Raw genomic sequence first — 15220 nt, 5'->3', positions numbered from 1 at the left:
GTATCACCGGCGGAAGCGCTACCGCCTGTGATATCGCTTTTCTACGATGACCAGTCAGCCTCGCACCAGACACGGCTTGATCACCCGCAGCGCGGTCGGACCCAACGCCGCCGAGGCGTTCGTCCTGATCGCGATCGCCACCATCCTGATCACCCGGCTGTACCTGCAGCTGACCGGCTATCCGCAGATCGGTGGCGGCAACCTGCACATTGCCCACGCGCTGTGGGGTGGTGCGCTGATGATGCTGGCGCTGGTGATCGGCTGGATGGTGCTGGGCTTCGGCGCCCGCATCCTGTGCGTGGTGTTGGGCGGTGTCGGGTTCGGTCTTTTCCTCGACGAGGTCGGCAAATTCGTCACCAAGGACAACGACTACTTTTACGGCCCGGCCGCCGAAATCATGTACATCCTGGTGGTTCTCATCCTGGTCGGGGCCAGGGTGATCCGTGGTTTCCGGCCGCTCGGTGTCCGGGAATGCCTGGCCTCGGCGGCTTTGATCGCCGCCGACGGTGTCGCCCGCGGGCTGGCCGACCACCGTCGCGAGATCGGCCTGGCGTTGCTCGACCAAGCCGAGGCTCAGGGCGCTGACCGCGCCGAGGCCGACCATGTCCGCGCGTTGCTGCTGTCAGCCGACCATGCGCCGGACCGGCTGTACCGGTTGCAGCACACGCTGCCCCGGCTCATTCCGGGCTTCTTCCGCAGCCCGCGGTGGGTTCCGGTGGTGGGCTGGCTGATCGTTGCCGGCGCTGTCGCCGGGGTGCTCTTCGGCGCGCTGGGGATGCTGCTCGGCGACTACTTCTACGACGACCGCGACATCACGTTGCGGCTGGCCGGTGCCAACCCGGCGTCGATCATCCTGTTGGCCAGTGCGGTGCTCACCGCGGCGATGGCCTTGCCCGCGATGATCGCCTGGCGGCGTACTGACAGCGTCTGGCCGCTGCGGTGGCTGCGCAACGCGGCGCTGACCTTCACCTTCCTCAATGCCCTTGTCGATTTCGCCACGGAAGGCTTTGGGGCACTGCTGAATATGTCGATCGGCCTGTTCACATTGGCGATTTTGTCCTACCAGTTGGACCGGGCCCTGGTGCCACGGGGCGCGCGTGGTCACACCACCGTGAGATAGCGGCGGGTCACGGCGCGCTGCGCCAACCGGGTGACCGGCCCGCCCAGGGTGCTCCACCATGTCGCCGGCCGGGAGAACGCCGACACCTCGGCGTAGACCGCCTCGTCGGCCGGGTCGTAGCGCACCGCGAACAACTCCTCACCGGATTCCGGATGCCCGGCCAGCGTGCCGTAGGCGAAGCCACGCCGGTCCGGCTCGTCGAGGACGTACACCACCCGGCACGGCACCGGCACCGGCCCCAGCTTGGCCAGCAGATCGGTCCCGACCGCAGCGGTCTCCGTCGTCGCCTCCACGCGCATCCCGACGCCGCGTTGCATACCCCACCGCAGCACGGAGTCGGCTGCCCTCTCGAACCGGTCCCGGCCGCCGCCGATGACTGCCGACACGCGCACATGGTGATAGCCGGCGGGCAGCGCACCCGCCGTCGCACCGACTTCGGGATAGGTCAACGACAACGCCGCGAGGTCGCTCAATTTCACCCCACCACCATGGCATTTCCGGCGCTGTGCGCGGTAGGCAATACGGTGGCTCTGTGCGCACTGACAGCAACCACGCCGGTGGCGGGTTCAATCCACCCGAACCCACCGCCCACGGTGGGCCCGATTACGGCCGGTTCATCGAGGCGGTGCGCGCGCTGCAGGACCACGCACGGGGCGCGGATGCGCCCGATGCGGTGATCACCGAGGCCGCCGGTCTGATCGAGAAGGTGTCTGCCCTGCTGGCCCCGTACGACGCCGACGAATGGAATTCACCTTCCGGTAGGCGCATGGACCTGCCCAATCGTGGCAACGTCAGCTCCGTGCCGGTGAATTTGGCGGTGACCGCCGACGATCGAGTGGAAGGGACCGCGTTCTTCCGGCGCTTCCACCTCGGCCGCAACGGCGCAGTACACGGTGGTGCGCTGGCATTGCTGTTCGATTCGCTGCTGGGATTCACCGCCGCCAAGCTGACCAGAAGCCCTTATCAACGGACGGGCTATCTGCACGTCAACTACCGCAAGATCGCTCCGATCGAGAAGGAACTGCAGGTGGACGCGGGTATAGACCGTATTGAGGGCCGCAAGATATTCGTCGTCGGGAAACTCTGCGACGGCGATGACGTGCTCACCGAGGCGCAGGCGCTGTTCGTGCGGCTGAAGCCGGGTCAACCGTGAACACCGCGTCGATGAAGCGCGGCTGGGCACACTGGCGCGACAGGTTGAGGCAACGTCCGGTCGCCAATTTCGTGTACCGCACGGTTGTGGCCGTCGTCGGCGTACTGGTCCTGGCGGTCGGCATCGTGGCGATTCCGTACCCGGGCCCGGGCTGGGCCATCGTCTTCCTCGGGCTGGCCATCCTGGCCACCGAGTTCCGCTTCGCCCAGCATGCGTTGCGCTACATCCGGACCCGTTATGACGCGGTGATGGTCTGGTTTGCCCGCCAGCACATCGCGGTGAAAGGGCTGAGCGCGGTGTTCACCGGGGTCGTCGTGGTGGCGACGCTGTGGCTGCTCGGGGCGGTCGGCTGGTCCGCGGGACTGGTCGGTCTGGAGCAGTCCTGGTTGCAGAGCCCTATCGGGCTGGGGGCCTGATCAGGCCCACAGATAGCATGGTCACGATCGTATTCGCCCCCGCACCGTAGGAGAGTCCTCGATGAGTGACGCCGCCAGCCCAGCCCTCGCAGCCCCGATCCGGGTTGCTGCCGGGACCACTGCGGCCGCGGCGGTTCGGGAGGCCGGGTTGCCCAGCCGGGGCGCATCCGACGCCGTCGTGGTGGTCCGCGACGCCGAAGGGCGGCTCCGTGACCTGTCCTGGACGCCCGATGCCGACGTCGAGGTGACGGCGGTGGCCGCGGACACCGAGGACGGTCGCAGCGTCATCCGGCACTCGTGCGCGCACGTGCTGGCCCAGGCGGTACAGGACTTGTTCCCCGCCGCCAAGCTCGGTATCGGCCCGCCCATCACCGACGGTTTCTACTACGACTTCGACGTCGCCGAGCCGTTCACCCCCGACGACCTCGAGAAGCTTGAGAAGCGCATGCGCCAGATCGTCAAGGACGGGCAGCTTTTCGACCGCCGGGTGTACGCGTCCAAAGACCAGGCGCGCGAGGAACTTGCCGACGAGCCGTACAAGCTGGAGCTCGTCGACGACAAGTCCGGCGACCCTGACGTGATGGAGGTCGGCGGCGACGAGCTCACCGCCTACGACAACCTCAATCCGCGGACGCGAGAACGCGTCTGGGGCGATCTGTGTCGTGGCCCGCACATCCCCACCACCAAATTCATCCCGGCGTTCAAACTGACCCGCAGCAGCGCCGCATACTGGCGGGGCAACCAGGACAACGCCAGCCTGCAACGCATCTACGGCACCGCCTGGGAGTCGCAGGATGCCTTGGACCGGCATCTCGAACTCATCGAGGAAGCGCAGCGCCGCGACCACCGCAAGCTCGGCGTGGAGCTGGACCTCTTCAGCTTTCCTGACGAATTGGGTTCGGGCCTACCGGTTTTCCACCCGAAAGGTGGTGTGGTGCGCCGTGAGTTGGAGGACTATTCGCGCCGCAAGCACCTGGAGGCGGGCTACGAGTTCGTCAACACCCCGCACATCACCAAAGAGAACCTGTACATCACCTCGGGCCACCTTGAGTGGTACGCCGACGGCATGTTCCCGCCCATGCACATCGATGCCGAGTACGACGCCGACGGTGCGGTGCGCAAGCCAGGACAGGACTACTACCTCAAACCGATGAACTGCCCGATGCACCACCTGATCTTCCGCTCACGTGGCCGGTCATATCGCGAATTGCCTTTGCGGCTTTTCGAATTCGGTTCGGTGTATCGCTACGAGAAGTCCGGCGTGGTCCACGGGCTGACCCGGGTGCGCGGCATGACCCAGGACGACGCACACATCTACACCACGCACGACCAGATGCGTGGCGAGTTGACCTCACTGCTGCATTTCGTGCTCGACCTGCTCTCCGATTACGGCCTCGACGAGTATTACCTGGAACTGTCCACCAAGGACCCGGAGAAGTACGTCGGCTCCGATGATATGTGGGACGAGGCCACCGAGACGCTCCGCGAGGTCGCGCAGGCCTCCGGACTGGATCTGGTGCCCGACCCGGGCGGCGCGGCGTTCTACGGCCCGAAGATCTCCGTGCAGGTCAAGGATGCGCTCGGCCGCAGCTGGCAGATGTCGACCATCCAGCTCGACTTCAACATGCCCGACCGGTTCGAGCTGGAATACACCGCCGCTGACGGTAGCCGTCAACGGCCGGTGCTGATCCACCGTGCCCTGTTCGGCTCGATCGAACGGTTCTTCGGAGTCCTCACCGAGCATTATGCGGGCGCGTTCCCGGCGTGGCTCGCGCCGGTGCAGGTGGCAGGCATCCCCGTTGCCGAGGCTCACGTGCCCTACCTGCAAGAGGTTGCCGCACAGCTGCGTTCGCGTGGAGTTCGCGTGGAGGTCGACGTGAGCGACGATCGGATGGCCAAGAAGATCGTCAACCACACGAATCAGAAGGTGCCGTTCATGTTGCTCGCGGGGGACCGGGACGTGGAAAACGGCGCCGTCAGTTTTCGCTTCGGCGACCGCACCCAGATCAACGGTGTGCCACGCGACGAGGCGGCCGACGCGATCGTGAACTGGATCGCCGCCCGCGAGAACACCGTGCCCACAGCCGAAACGGTGAAGGTAGGCGCTCCCGAGTGACCGACGACGAGCGGACCATCGTCGACCACGGTGTCGGCGATCCCGACTACCTGCAGCGACTGTGGACGCCGCACCGGATGAGCTACATCGCCGAGGCGCCCGCCCTGAAGGGTGAGGGCGGTTCCGCGGCATCCTCTGAGCCGTTCACCGACATCCCGGAAATGTCCGACGAGGACGGCCTCATGGTCGCGCGGGGTGCGCAGGTGTACGCGGTGCTCAACCTGTACCCGTACAACCCCGGCCACCTCATGGTGGTGCCGTACCGGCGGGTTTCGGAGTTGGAGGACCTCAGCGAGGCCGAGAGTGCCGAGCTGATGACGTTCACCCAGAAGGCGATTCGCGTCATCAAGGCGGTCTCGCGTCCTCACGGGTTCAATGTCGGCCTGAACCTGGGCACCTCGGCAGGGGGCTCGCTGGCCGAGCATCTGCACATGCACGTGGTTCCCCGCTGGGGTGGCGATGCGAACTTCATCACGATCATCGGTGGTTCCAAGGTGATCCCGCAGCTGCTGCGGGAGACACGTTCGCTGCTGGCCACGGAATGGGTCAAGCAGGACGAGCAGGACAGATCGCCGTGAGCAACTTCTTTCTGATGAGCCGTGCGGCCTACGCGAAGTTGTCCCGGCCGATCGCCAAGGCCGCGTTGCGTGCCGGGCTCACCCCGGACAGCGTCACCATCCTCGGCACCGCAGGGACCGTGGTCTCGGCGCTGACCCTGTTCCCGATGGGGCAGCTGTGGTGGGGTGCTTTCGCCGTTGCTGTGTTCGTGTTGGCTGACATGCTCGACGGCGCCATGGCGCGCGAGCGCGGCGGCGGCACCCGCTTCGGTGCGGTGCTCGACGCCGCGTGTGACCGGATCGCCGACGGCGCGGTGTTCGCCGGTCTGCTGTGGTGGGCGGTGTTCGGGCTGGACAGCGCGACGCTGGCGGTCGCCACGTTGATCTGCCTGGTCACCTCGCAGGTCATCTCCTACATCAAGGCGCGCGCCGAGGCCAGCGGCCTGTCCGGTGACGGCGGGATCATCGAACGTCCCGAGCGCCTGGTGATCGTGCTCGTCGGCGCCGGACTGTCCGGCGTCCCGTTCCTCCACATGCCCTGGCTCGTGTATGTGGGCATGTGGCTCCTTGCGGTGGCCAGCGTGATCACCGTGGCCCAGCGGTTGCACACCGTGCGCATTTCCGTCGGCGCAATGGATCTGTTGCATCCGTCGCAGCCATCGCATCCGTCAGCACCGGACGAGTCGGGGGAGTCGTGACAAGCATTCCGCTCAGTGGTCGGGTGACAGACCTGGGCTACGCGGCCGGTTGGCGACTCGTCCGAGCCATGCCCGAGTCGTTGGCCCGCAACGCGTTCGACGCGGGAGCCAGCTACGCGTCCCGCGGCGGCGGGCCTGACCAGCTGCGCAAGAATCTGGCCCGCATCACCGGCGTCGAGCCGGCCGAGGTGCCCGATGAACTGATGCGTGCATCGCTGGCCTCGTACGCCCGGTACTGGCGGGAAGCGTTCCGGTTGCCGTCGATGGATCTGCCCGTCGTGGCCAAACGCCTCGACGAGGTCTTCATCGGTGCGGACAAGATGCAGGCCGCCATGGACGCCGGCCGTGGCGCCGTGATGGCCCTCCCGCACAGCGGCAACTGGGACATGGCGGGGGTGTGGCTGGTGCAGAACTACGGCACCTTCGCGACCGTTGCCGAACGCCTCAAGCCCGAATCGCTGTACAAACGCTTCATCGACTACCGCGAGAGCCTTGGATTCGAAGTGTTTCCGCTCTCGGGTGGCGAGCGTCCACCGTTCGAACTGCTCGCCGAACGGCTGCGCGAGAACAAGTTCGTGTGCTTGATGGCAGAACGTGATCTGACCCGCCAGGGCGTCGAGGTCGACTTCTTCGGCGAGCCCACCCGGATGCCCGCCGGGCCGGCGAAACTTGCGGTCGACACCGGCGCGCCGCTGCACCCGGCTCACGTCCACTACGACGGGGACGACTGCGTCGTCGAGGTGTTCGACGCGCTCGACACGTCGTCGGGTGACATCACCGCCATCACGCAGGCACTCGCCGATCGGTTCGCCAAGAACATCGCCGACCATCCCGCGGATTGGCACATGCTGCAGCCGCAGTGGCTGGCCGATCTGTCCGACGAACGACGCGCCCGGTTAGGTACCTGAGGCCATGCGTATCGGGATGGTCTGCCCCTATTCGTTCGATGTGCCGGGCGGCGTGCAGTCCCATGTGTTGCAGCTGGCCGAGGTGATGCGCGGTGGTGGCCACCATGTCAGTGTGCTGGCGCCGTCCTCGCCGTACGTCACGCTGCCCGACTATGTGGTGTCGGGCGGCAAGGCCGTCCCGATTCCGTACAACGGGTCGGTGGCGCGGTTGCGGTTCGGGCCAGCCACGCATCGGAAGGTCAAGAAGTGGATCGCCGAAGGCGATTTCGACGTACTACATCTGCACGAACCGAACGCCCCGAGCCTGTCCATGCTCGCGCTGCAGGCCGCGGAGGGGCCGATCGTCGCAACGTTTCACACCTCGACGACGAAATCGTTCACGCTCAGCGTGTTTCAGGGCATCCTGCGTCCGTATCACGAGAAGATCGTCGGACGGATCGCCGTTTCGGATCTGGCACGGCGCTGGCAGATGGAGGCCCTCGGCTCGGACGCGGTGGAAATACCCAACGGCGTCGACGTCGGTTCGTTCGCCAACGCGCCCCTGATGGAGGGCTATCCACGTCCCGGCCGGTCGGTACTGTTCCTCGGCCGCTTCGACGAACCCCGCAAGGGCATGACCGTCCTGTTGGGCGCGCTGCCGAAATTGGTCGAGCGGTTCAGCGACATCGAGATCCTCATCGTGGGTCGCGGCGACGAGGACGCGTTGCGTGAGCAGGCCGGTGCCCTCGCGGGGCACCTGCGGTTCCTCGGCCAGGTCGACGACGCGACCAAGGCCTCGGCGATGCGCAGCGCCGATGTCTACTGCGCCCCCCACCTCGGCGGTGAGAGCTTCGGGATCGTGCTCGTGGAGGCCATGGCGGCCGGAACCGCCGTCGTCGCCAGCGAATTGGACGCTTTCCGGCGCGTTCTCGATGACGGCGAAGCCGGCCGGCTGGTACCCATCGACGATGCCGACGCCCTCGCGAACGCACTGATCGAGATGCTCACCGACGACACGGTGCGCGACGGCTACATCGCGCGTGCCGGCGCGTGCGTATACCGCTACGACTGGTCGGTGGTGGCCGGCCAGATCATGCGGGTATATGAAACTGTGGCCGGGTCCGGGATCAAGGTGCAGGTCAGCGGGGCGGCCGCGCGGAGCGAAGCGATCGGGGAGCTGGATTGATACCCGCGTGGATTGTGATCACCACGCTGGCAGTCCTGGCCGTGGTGCTGCTGCTGATCGGGGTATGGGCCTACCAGACCGCCAACCGCCTCGATCGCCTGCACGTGCGCTACGACCTGTCGTGGCAGGCGCTCGACGGTGCACTGGCCCGGCGGGCGGTGGTGGCACGCGCGGTCGCGGTCGACGCCTATGCAGGCGGTCCGCAGGGTAAACGGCTGGCCGCGCTGGCCGACGCCGCGGAGCGCGCACCGCGGACCGCGCGGGAATCCGCGGAAAACGAATTGTCCGCGGCATTGTCCGCCGTGGACCCCGTGTCGCTGCCGGTGGCGCTGGTGGCCGAACTGGCCGATGCGGAGGCCAGGGTGCTGCTGGCCCGTCGCTTCCACAACGACGCCGTCCGCGACACCCTGGCCCTGCGCGAACGCCCCGCGGTCCGTGCACTGCGACTGGGTGGCACCGCCGCCTTGCCCACCTATTTTGAGATCGCCGAGCGCGAAGAGTCGCAAGCCGAGGCCAACCCGGTCAGTCGTCGTACGTCCGCGCGCGTCGTGTTGCTCGACGAAACCGGCGCCGTGTTGCTGCTGTGCGGGAGCGATCCGGCGATCGGTGACCTGCAGACCCCGGCGCCACGGTGGTGGTTCACCATCGGTGGCGCCGTCCAACAGGGCGAGAGCCTGCGGGCAGCCGCGGTCAGGGAACTCGCCGAGGAGACCGGGCTACGCGTGGAGCCGACGGAGTTGGTCGGTCCGGTGTGGCGGCGCGACGCCGTCATCGACTTCAATGCCTCGGTGATCCGCAGCGAGGAGTACTTCTTCCTCCATCGCACCAGCCGGTTCGAGCCGTCGGCATCGGGCCGTACCGCGCTTGAGCGGCACTACATCCACGGGCACCGCTGGTGCGATGAGATAATGATCGGCGAGCTGGTCGCCGGCGGGCAGGCCGTGTATCCACTGCAGTTGGGCGCACTGCTGGCTCAGGCGAATGAACTGGTCGAAAGGCCGGCCGACGCGAATGGGCGCATACCCGCGCACAGCGAGCTGCAAGCCATCCGCTGAAGTGCGGATTCATTCGATTTGGCTGCCCCATTACACTGAATACGTAGGAACTTAAAGGAGATAGCAGTGGAAACCGCGGCCCAGAACGGCTCAAGCAATCAGACCGGTACCGCGCGCGTGAAGCGTGGAATGGCAGAGATGCTCAAGGGTGGGGTGATCATGGATGTGGTCACCCCCGAGCAGGCCAAGATCGCCGAGGGTGCCGGTGCGGTGGCGGTGATGGCCCTGGAGCGGGTGCCTGCCGATATCCGGGCCCAGGGTGGGGTGTCGCGGATGTCGGATCCGGACATGATCGAGGGCATCATCTCGGCGGTGACGATCCCGGTGATGGCCAAGGCGCGGATCGGGCATTTCGTGGAGGCCCAGATCCTGCAGTCCCTGGGGGTGGATTACATCGATGAGTCGGAGGTGTTGACCCCGGCTGATTACGCCAACCACATCGACAAGTGGAAGTTCACCGTGCCGTTCGTGTGCGGGGCGACCAATCTGGGTGAGGCGTTGCGCCGGATCACCGAGGGGGCGGCGATGATCCGGTCCAAGGGTGAGGCCGGTACCGGGGATGTGTCGAATGCGACCACTCATATGCGGGCCATTCTGGGTGAGATCCGCAGGCTCAGCTCCTTGTCGGACGATGAGTTGTTCGTGGCGGCCAAGGAGTTGCAGGCGCCGTATGAGTTGGTGGCCGAGGTGGCGCGGGCCGGGAAGTTGCCGGTGACGATGTTCACCGCCGGGGGGATCGCGACGCCGGCGGATGCGGCGATGATGATGCAGCTCGGTGCCGAGGGTGTGTTTGTGGGGTCTGGGATTTTCAAGTCGGGCAATCCCGCGCAGCGGGGTGCGGCGATCGTGAAGGCCACCACGTTTTATGACGATCCTGATGTGTTGGCGAAGGTGTCGCGTGGTTTGGGTGAGGCGATGGTCGGCATCAACGTCGAAGACATCGCGCAGCCACACCGGCTCGCCGAACGCGGCTGGTAAGTCTTAACGCGTGACGAACCGCTTTCGCGAAGAACATCGCTGATGGCGATCGAGGAGATCCTTGATCTCGAACAGCTCGAGGTCAACATCTATCGCGGTGGGGTTTTCAGCCCCGAATCCGGCTTTCTGCAGCGCACCTTCGGGGGGCATGTAGCCGGGCAGTCGCTGGTCTCGGCGGTGCGTACGGTCGCGCCCGAGTTCCAGGTGCACTCCCTGCACGGCTATTTCCTGCGGCCGGGGGATGCCAGGACACCGACGGTCTACACCATCGAACGCATCCGCGACGGCGGTTCGTTCTGTACCCGCCGGGTGAGCGCGATCCAGCACGGCGAGACGATCTTCACGATGTCGGCCTCATTTCAGACCGATCAGACCGGCATCGAACATCAGGACGCCATGCCGGAGGCGCCGGCACCGGACGATCTGCCGGGGTTCCGGTCCGGGGGAGCGTTCGACGACGCCGGGTTCGCGCAATTCGCCGAGTGGGACGTGCGGATCGTGCCACGGGACCAGGTGCAGCGACTGCCCGGTAAAGCATCCCAGCAGCAGGTCTGGTTCCGGCACCGCGATCCGCTGCCCGATGATCACGTGTTGCACATCTGTGCGCTGGCCTACATGAGCGACCTCACCCTGCTCGGTTCGGCACAGGTCAATCATCCCGACACGCGCAAGCACCTGATGGTCGCGTCGCTAGATCACGCCATGTGGTTCATGCGGCCGTTCCGGGCCGACGAGTGGCTGCTCTATGACCAGTCCTCGCCGTCGGCATGTGGGGGACGGTCGCTGACCCAGGGCAAGATCTTCAACCGGTACGGCGAAATGGTCGCCGCGGTAATGCAGGAAGGCCTGACCCGCTACCAGCGCAAGGCCGCGCCCGAAAAGCCGGCATGAGCGTCCACGTGGGCGTGCTCGCCCTGCAGGGCGACACGCGTGAGCATCTGGCCGCGTTGCGCGAGGCCGGCGCCGAGGCCGGGATCGTGCGTCGGCTCCCCGAACTCGACGCGGTCGACGCGTTGGTGATACCCGGCGGGGAGTCCACGGCGATGAGCCACCTGCTGCGCGAATTCGACCTGCTCGAACCGCTGCGCGCGCGGATCGCCGAAGGTCTGCCGTGCTACGGATCCTGCGCCGGGATGATCCTGCTGGCCAACGAGATCGCCGACGCCGGCGTTGAGGGTAGAGCTGCGGTGCCGTTGAAGGGCATCGATATGACGGTGCGGCGCAACGCTTTCGGCCGCCAGGTCGATTCCTTCGAAGGTGATATCGACTTCGAAGGGCTCGACGATCCGGTGCATGCGGTGTTCATCCGGGCGCCGTGGGTGGAGCGGGTCGGCCCCGATGTGCAGGTCCTGGCCCGCGCGGCCGGTCACATCGTGGCAGTGCGCCACGGCCCGATGCTGGCCACGTCATTTCACCCGGAGATGACCGGGGACCGGCGCATTCACAAGTTGTTCGTCGACTCGCTGTAGCCATTCGCGGTCTTCGTGATCGGTAGACGGCCTCGGGCTTCAGAATCGGCCTGAGCGAACCGAGGAGTGAGCATGAGACGCTACGTCAGCGCCGGCAAGTACTACTGGAAGACGCCGGGGGAGGGCGCATGGCTACCGAGCGAGTGGGCCTACACGCCCAACGAGATCGACGTCGCGTCCACGCTCACCACGACGGAGCGGATGAGCCGGTGGCTCATGAAGACACTCCTTCGCGCCGACGCCGTCGCCGAGCGCGTCGACAGAGAGCGGCTCGCAATGACAGCGGTGCGCAGGCACGAGCAGGCTTACGCGCTGGGCCTCGCAGGCAATCGGACCCGTACCGCCGCTGTCGTCGCCGTCCGGGACTGCGGGGTCTCCGTCGACGCTCACTCGTCGCCGTCGGCGCAGGCGATCGCCGATGCTTCGGTCGTCACGGTGGAGATCGAGATCGACGGTTGCCGGTGGGATGCAGTGACGCTCCTTCCCCGGACGGCGGTTGTCGTACCGGCGCAGGAGGTCCACGTTTTCCGCCACCCCGACGATCCGATTCCGCTCTGGGCTGGCCGATAACGCCGAAACGAGGCATGGGTATCTCATCCCTGCAGCGGCGGTACCTGTGCTCGCACGCCCAGAACGGGCTGTCGCCGCCGACCGTGCCCCCAACCGGCATCCCATGGCCAACGTCCACGTGCGTCGGCCCAGACCAATTGCAGAGCACGAACTCCGTCACCGAAAAGCATTGTCGAGTAACGCAAATGCACGTCGGGATGGTCGACCGCGACGACCTCGAATAGAAACTCATCTTGATGGTCGATATGCATGGCAGGCGCCAATGCAGTGCCGTCCTCCGTGATCATGTGGGCGATGGAATTCAACAGGCGCGCAGCCGTGTGCGTCGCCATCCCGGTGATGATCAGTTCCGAAAGCCCTTGCCCGTGTAATCCGACCGTGTAGGTAAACGGTCGCTTGTCGTCCTCGACGCCCTGCACCGCCCAGCCATGGTCGTCGATCGTTGCCCGCAGTCCGTCTAGGTACTGCTCCGTCGTGCCGTTCGGGTTGTCGCATTTCCAGCACATTCGCCAATCCTTCGGTCGTTGCGGTCAGCATCCGCCGCCCCTCCGACAACTTCTGGCACGTTCCACACCCCAGGCTTGGCCGCAGACCTGACCGCAAAGGCGACAAGACCGCGACCACGGCAGCATCACCGACCTACCGGGCGAAGTCCTCGCCGAGCACACCCGGCTCACTTCCGATATCCGACGCTTCGGCAATGGACGATCCCCGGAAACCCGCCCCGAAGCCTCACCGATGTCCTGAGACGCGATAGTTCGGCGCGGACTTGTCGGTGGTCGAATGTATGTTCGATGCATGGAGGGTGGTGCGGTCGCGGCGATAGCCGGGTTGCGGGCGGCGTTTGACGCGTTCGCGGCCTGCGAGGTCGAATCACTGACCCGTACTGAGCTGCTCGCCGTGCTCGACGAATACGAGACGCTGCGCTCTCAGCTACCCTCCCCGTCGCATCGACTGCTGGCCCAACTGCAAACCGATTGTTCACCGCGGGAATTGGGGGCCAAATCCTGGAACGAGGTGCTGCGGATCCGGTGGCGACTGTCGACCGCTGAGGCCGGCCGCCGCCTGGCCGAGGCGGCCGAGTTGGGGCCGCGGCGCACCCTGACCGGTGAACCCTTACCCCCACTGCGGGCGGCGGTCGCCGCCGCCGAGCAGGCCGGGCTGATCAACGCTGATCACGTCAAAGTCCTGCGCGAGGTGATCGGTCGGCTGCCCGGGTTTATCGACCCCACCACCTGTGAGCAGTTTGAAGCCGACCTGGTCCGCGTCGCCGTCGGGGTCGGACCCAAAGAACTCAAAGACACCGCCGAACTGCGATTGTTTCTGCTCGACCAGGACGGCCCCGAACCCGAGGAGACCGAACGCGAACGCAAACGCGGGGTCACAATGGCCAAACAGGGCCGCGACGCGCTGACCGATCTGACCGCCCGACTGAGCCCCGAACTGGCTGCAGTCATGGAAGTGCTGTTCGCCAAGCTCGCCGCCCCCGGCATGTGCAACCCCGACGACGAGGAACCCTGTACCACCGGGACCCCCACCCAAGCCCAGATCGACAACGATCACCGCAGCCTGGCCCAACGCCAACACGACGCACTGATCGTCATCGGACGCATCGCACTGATGAGCGGGGACCTGGGTCAACTCAACGGGCTACCCGTGTCGATCATCATCCGCACCACCCTGCACGATTTGGAATCCCGCGCCGGGATCGGCCACAGCGGCGGTGGCACCACACTGCCCATCAACGATGTCATTCGGATGGCAGCCCACGCCAACCACCACCTGGCGGTGTTCGACCGGGCCACCGGATCCGCGTTGAACTATTTCCGGGCCCGACGCACCGCCTCCCCGGCCCAACGGATCATGCTCATCGCCCGCGACGGTGGCTGCACCAAACCGTGTTGCACCGTCGGTGCCTACGGCAGCCAGGTCCACCACGCCGTGGCGGATTGGGCCGACGGTGGCTACACCAATGTCGATGACATGGCCCTCGCGTGTGGGCCCGACAATCGTCTCGTCCACTCCGACGGCGGCTACACCACCACCATCACCGACACCGGCGAAGTCGAATGGCACCCCCCACCAGCCCTGGATCACGGCCAAGCCCGCATCAACTACCACCACCGCCCCGAACTCCTCCTCACCCCACCCCAGGACCCCGAGCCTGACCCGAAGCCCGAGCCCGAGCCAGAGCCGACATCCGAGCCAGGGTCGGAGGCGGAACCCGAACCGGCGCCGGAAGCAGAGTGCGAAGCAGAACCCGAGCCGGAAGCCGAGCTGGGGTGGGACGCAGAACCCGAGCCGAAGTCCGAGCCAGAACGCGAACCGGAACGGCAAGCAGAACCCGAACCGGGGAGGGACGCAGAGCACGAACCGCAGGGCGAGCCACAGTGGAACGCGCAACGCGAACCACACGGGAACACAATCGCAGACCTCGACTGGCACCCCCAGTCAATCCCCGTGTGCGACCTCGAAGCGATCCTGGAATGGGACCGCGAATGGGCCAACATATATGACCAATCCACCCCGACCCCACTGAGTGCTGATGATCTCGAGGACCCCGAGCCGCTCAACCCGTGGATTCCCCTCGACTGGCTCGACGACGCCCCTACGGCGATCGACTCCAACCCCGACACCGATGCCTATCCTGACCCACGGCAGAGCATCGGCAACGATTATGCTCACGGCGGCAAAGGAATACGCGGACCCTGAGATCTACGCAAGCCCCGGGCTTGCCCCGACCCCGTGCCACCTGGGAACCCATCCTGGCGAAAACATGCCCGCCCCGGTGTCGGGTGAACTCGGTCAGCAGAATGGGTTGCCGGTGTCGATCATCGTGCGGCGCACCGTACATAAGTGGACCGAAAGTCCGAGCCGCGCACCGGCAGTGCACAGGACTAGTACCCACGGCCGGCACGGCGTCGTGCGACTGTCCGAACCTCGACGAGGTGCCCCCGGCCCAGAACGCATCCAGATTACGTGGGAGCTGCCCTTTGGCTGACCGTCCGCATCTGA

At 66.2% G+C, this 15220-nt stretch carries 16 protein-coding genes; 14 read left to right on the top strand and 2 right to left on the bottom strand.

Annotated features, from left to right (window positions below; translation table 11 throughout):
- The first annotated feature begins 46 nt into the window (after positions 1-46).
- Positions 47-1120 (top strand): hypothetical protein, encoded by a 1074-nt coding sequence (locus tag M1247_RS08630; RefSeq protein ID WP_317155873.1) that lies wholly within the window; start codon positions 47-49, stop codon positions 1118-1120.
- On the opposite strand, the gene M1247_RS08625 is transcribed toward M1247_RS08630, so the two are convergent.
- On the bottom strand, positions 1102-1599 hold the full coding sequence (locus M1247_RS08625) for a DUF1990 domain-containing protein (protein ID WP_317155872.1): 498 nt from the start codon (positions 1597-1599) through the stop codon (positions 1102-1104). The two genes, M1247_RS08630 and M1247_RS08625, sit on opposite strands and share 19 nt — an antisense overlap.
- 53 nt (positions 1600-1652) lie before the next feature.
- On the opposite strand from M1247_RS08625, the gene M1247_RS08620 reads away from it, so the two are divergent.
- The 12 genes from M1247_RS08620 (at position 1653) to M1247_RS08565 (ending at position 12205) form a co-directional block, all read left to right on the top strand.
- The gene (locus M1247_RS08620; protein WP_317155871.1) at positions 1653-2273 is read left to right on the top strand and encodes a PaaI family thioesterase; all 621 of its coding nucleotides are present in this window, start codon (positions 1653-1655) and stop codon (positions 2271-2273) included.
- 11 nt (positions 2274-2284) lie between these two features.
- Complete coding sequence (locus M1247_RS08615) at positions 2285-2689, top strand: TIGR02611 family protein (RefSeq protein ID WP_317156170.1); 405 nt, start codon at positions 2285-2287, stop codon at positions 2687-2689.
- Positions 2690-2750: 61 nt separating this feature from the next.
- Positions 2751-4805: a threonine--tRNA ligase gene (thrS, locus tag M1247_RS08610; RefSeq protein WP_317155870.1), complete on the top strand. Its 2055-nt coding sequence runs from the start codon at positions 2751-2753 to the stop codon at positions 4803-4805.
- Positions 4802-5383: an ATP adenylyltransferase gene (locus tag M1247_RS08605; protein WP_317155869.1), complete on the top strand. Its 582-nt coding sequence runs from the start codon at positions 4802-4804 to the stop codon at positions 5381-5383. The genes thrS and M1247_RS08605 overlap by 4 nt, the downstream gene beginning before the upstream one ends.
- Positions 5380-6060: a phosphatidylinositol phosphate synthase gene (gene pgsA, locus M1247_RS08600; RefSeq protein WP_317155868.1), complete on the top strand. Its 681-nt coding sequence runs from the start codon at positions 5380-5382 to the stop codon at positions 6058-6060. The genes M1247_RS08605 and pgsA overlap by 4 nt, the downstream gene beginning before the upstream one ends.
- Complete coding sequence (locus M1247_RS08595; RefSeq protein WP_317155867.1) at positions 6057-6968, top strand: phosphatidylinositol mannoside acyltransferase; 912 nt, start codon at positions 6057-6059, stop codon at positions 6966-6968. Before pgsA ends, M1247_RS08595 begins: the two co-directional genes overlap by 4 nt.
- A gap of 4 nt (positions 6969-6972) precedes the next feature.
- Positions 6973-8133, top strand: a complete 1161-nt coding sequence (locus tag M1247_RS08590) for a glycosyltransferase family 4 protein (RefSeq protein WP_317155866.1) — start codon at positions 6973-6975, stop codon at positions 8131-8133.
- A complete protein-coding gene (locus M1247_RS08585; protein WP_317156169.1) occupies positions 8133-9188 on the top strand; it encodes an NUDIX hydrolase in 1056 nt (351 codons plus the stop codon). The genes M1247_RS08590 and M1247_RS08585 overlap by 1 nt, the downstream gene beginning before the upstream one ends.
- A gap of 66 nt (positions 9189-9254) precedes the next feature.
- Entirely contained in the window at positions 9255-10166 is a 912-nt protein-coding gene (gene pdxS, locus M1247_RS08580; protein WP_317155865.1) for a pyridoxal 5'-phosphate synthase lyase subunit PdxS, read from the top strand.
- Between the two features lie 42 nt (positions 10167-10208).
- Entirely contained in the window at positions 10209-11057 is an 849-nt protein-coding gene (gene tesB, locus M1247_RS08575; RefSeq protein WP_317155864.1) for an acyl-CoA thioesterase II, read from the top strand.
- Positions 11054-11635, top strand: a complete 582-nt coding sequence (gene pdxT / locus M1247_RS08570; RefSeq protein WP_317155863.1) for a pyridoxal 5'-phosphate synthase glutaminase subunit PdxT — start codon at positions 11054-11056, stop codon at positions 11633-11635. Before tesB ends, pdxT begins: the two co-directional genes overlap by 4 nt.
- 72 nt (positions 11636-11707) lie before the next feature.
- A complete protein-coding gene (locus M1247_RS08565) occupies positions 11708-12205 on the top strand; it encodes a hypothetical protein (RefSeq protein ID WP_317155862.1) in 498 nt (165 codons plus the stop codon).
- Between the two features lie 23 nt (positions 12206-12228).
- On the opposite strand, the gene M1247_RS08560 is transcribed toward M1247_RS08565, so the two are convergent.
- Positions 12229-12711 (bottom strand): DUF4262 domain-containing protein, encoded by a 483-nt coding sequence (locus M1247_RS08560; protein WP_317155861.1) that lies wholly within the window; start codon positions 12709-12711, stop codon positions 12229-12231.
- Positions 12712-13003: 292 nt separating this feature from the next.
- Between M1247_RS08560 and M1247_RS08555 the strand changes: the two genes are divergently transcribed.
- Entirely contained in the window at positions 13004-14917 is a 1914-nt protein-coding gene (locus M1247_RS08555; protein ID WP_410506837.1) for a DUF222 domain-containing protein, read from the top strand.
- Positions 14918-15220: the final 303 nt, after the last annotated feature.

This window comes from Mycobacterium appelbergii (assembly GCF_032883035.1).
Taxonomy (GTDB): Bacteria; Actinomycetota; Actinomycetes; order Mycobacteriales; family Mycobacteriaceae; genus Mycobacterium; species Mycobacterium appelbergii.
The sequence above is the reverse complement of the archived record's forward strand: the minus strand, read 5'-3'. Positions and strand labels throughout refer to the sequence as shown.

Excerpts from the sequence above, each read along its gene's own strand:
- M1247_RS08630 (WP_317155873.1), top strand. The coding sequence starts at position 47 with ATGACCAGTCAGCCTCGCACCAGACACGGCTTGATCACCCGCAGCGCG.
- M1247_RS08615 (WP_317156170.1), top strand. The coding sequence starts at position 2,285 with ATGAAGCGCGGCTGGGCACACTGGCGCGACAGGTTGAGGCAACGTCCG.
- thrS (WP_317155870.1), top strand. The coding sequence starts at position 2,751 with ATGAGTGACGCCGCCAGCCCAGCCCTCGCAGCCCCGATCCGGGTTGCT.
- M1247_RS08590 (WP_317155866.1), top strand. The coding sequence starts at position 6,973 with ATGCGTATCGGGATGGTCTGCCCCTATTCGTTCGATGTGCCGGGCGGC.
- tesB (WP_317155864.1), top strand. The coding sequence starts at position 10,209 with ATGGCGATCGAGGAGATCCTTGATCTCGAACAGCTCGAGGTCAACATC.
- pdxT (WP_317155863.1), top strand. The coding sequence starts at position 11,054 with ATGAGCGTCCACGTGGGCGTGCTCGCCCTGCAGGGCGACACGCGTGAG.
- M1247_RS08565 (WP_317155862.1), top strand. The coding sequence starts at position 11,708 with ATGAGACGCTACGTCAGCGCCGGCAAGTACTACTGGAAGACGCCGGGG.
- M1247_RS08560 (WP_317155861.1), bottom strand. The coding sequence starts at position 12,711 with ATGTGCTGGAAATGCGACAACCCGAACGGCACGACGGAGCAGTACCTA.
- M1247_RS08555 (WP_410506837.1), top strand. The coding sequence starts at position 13,004 with ATGGAGGGTGGTGCGGTCGCGGCGATAGCCGGGTTGCGGGCGGCGTTT.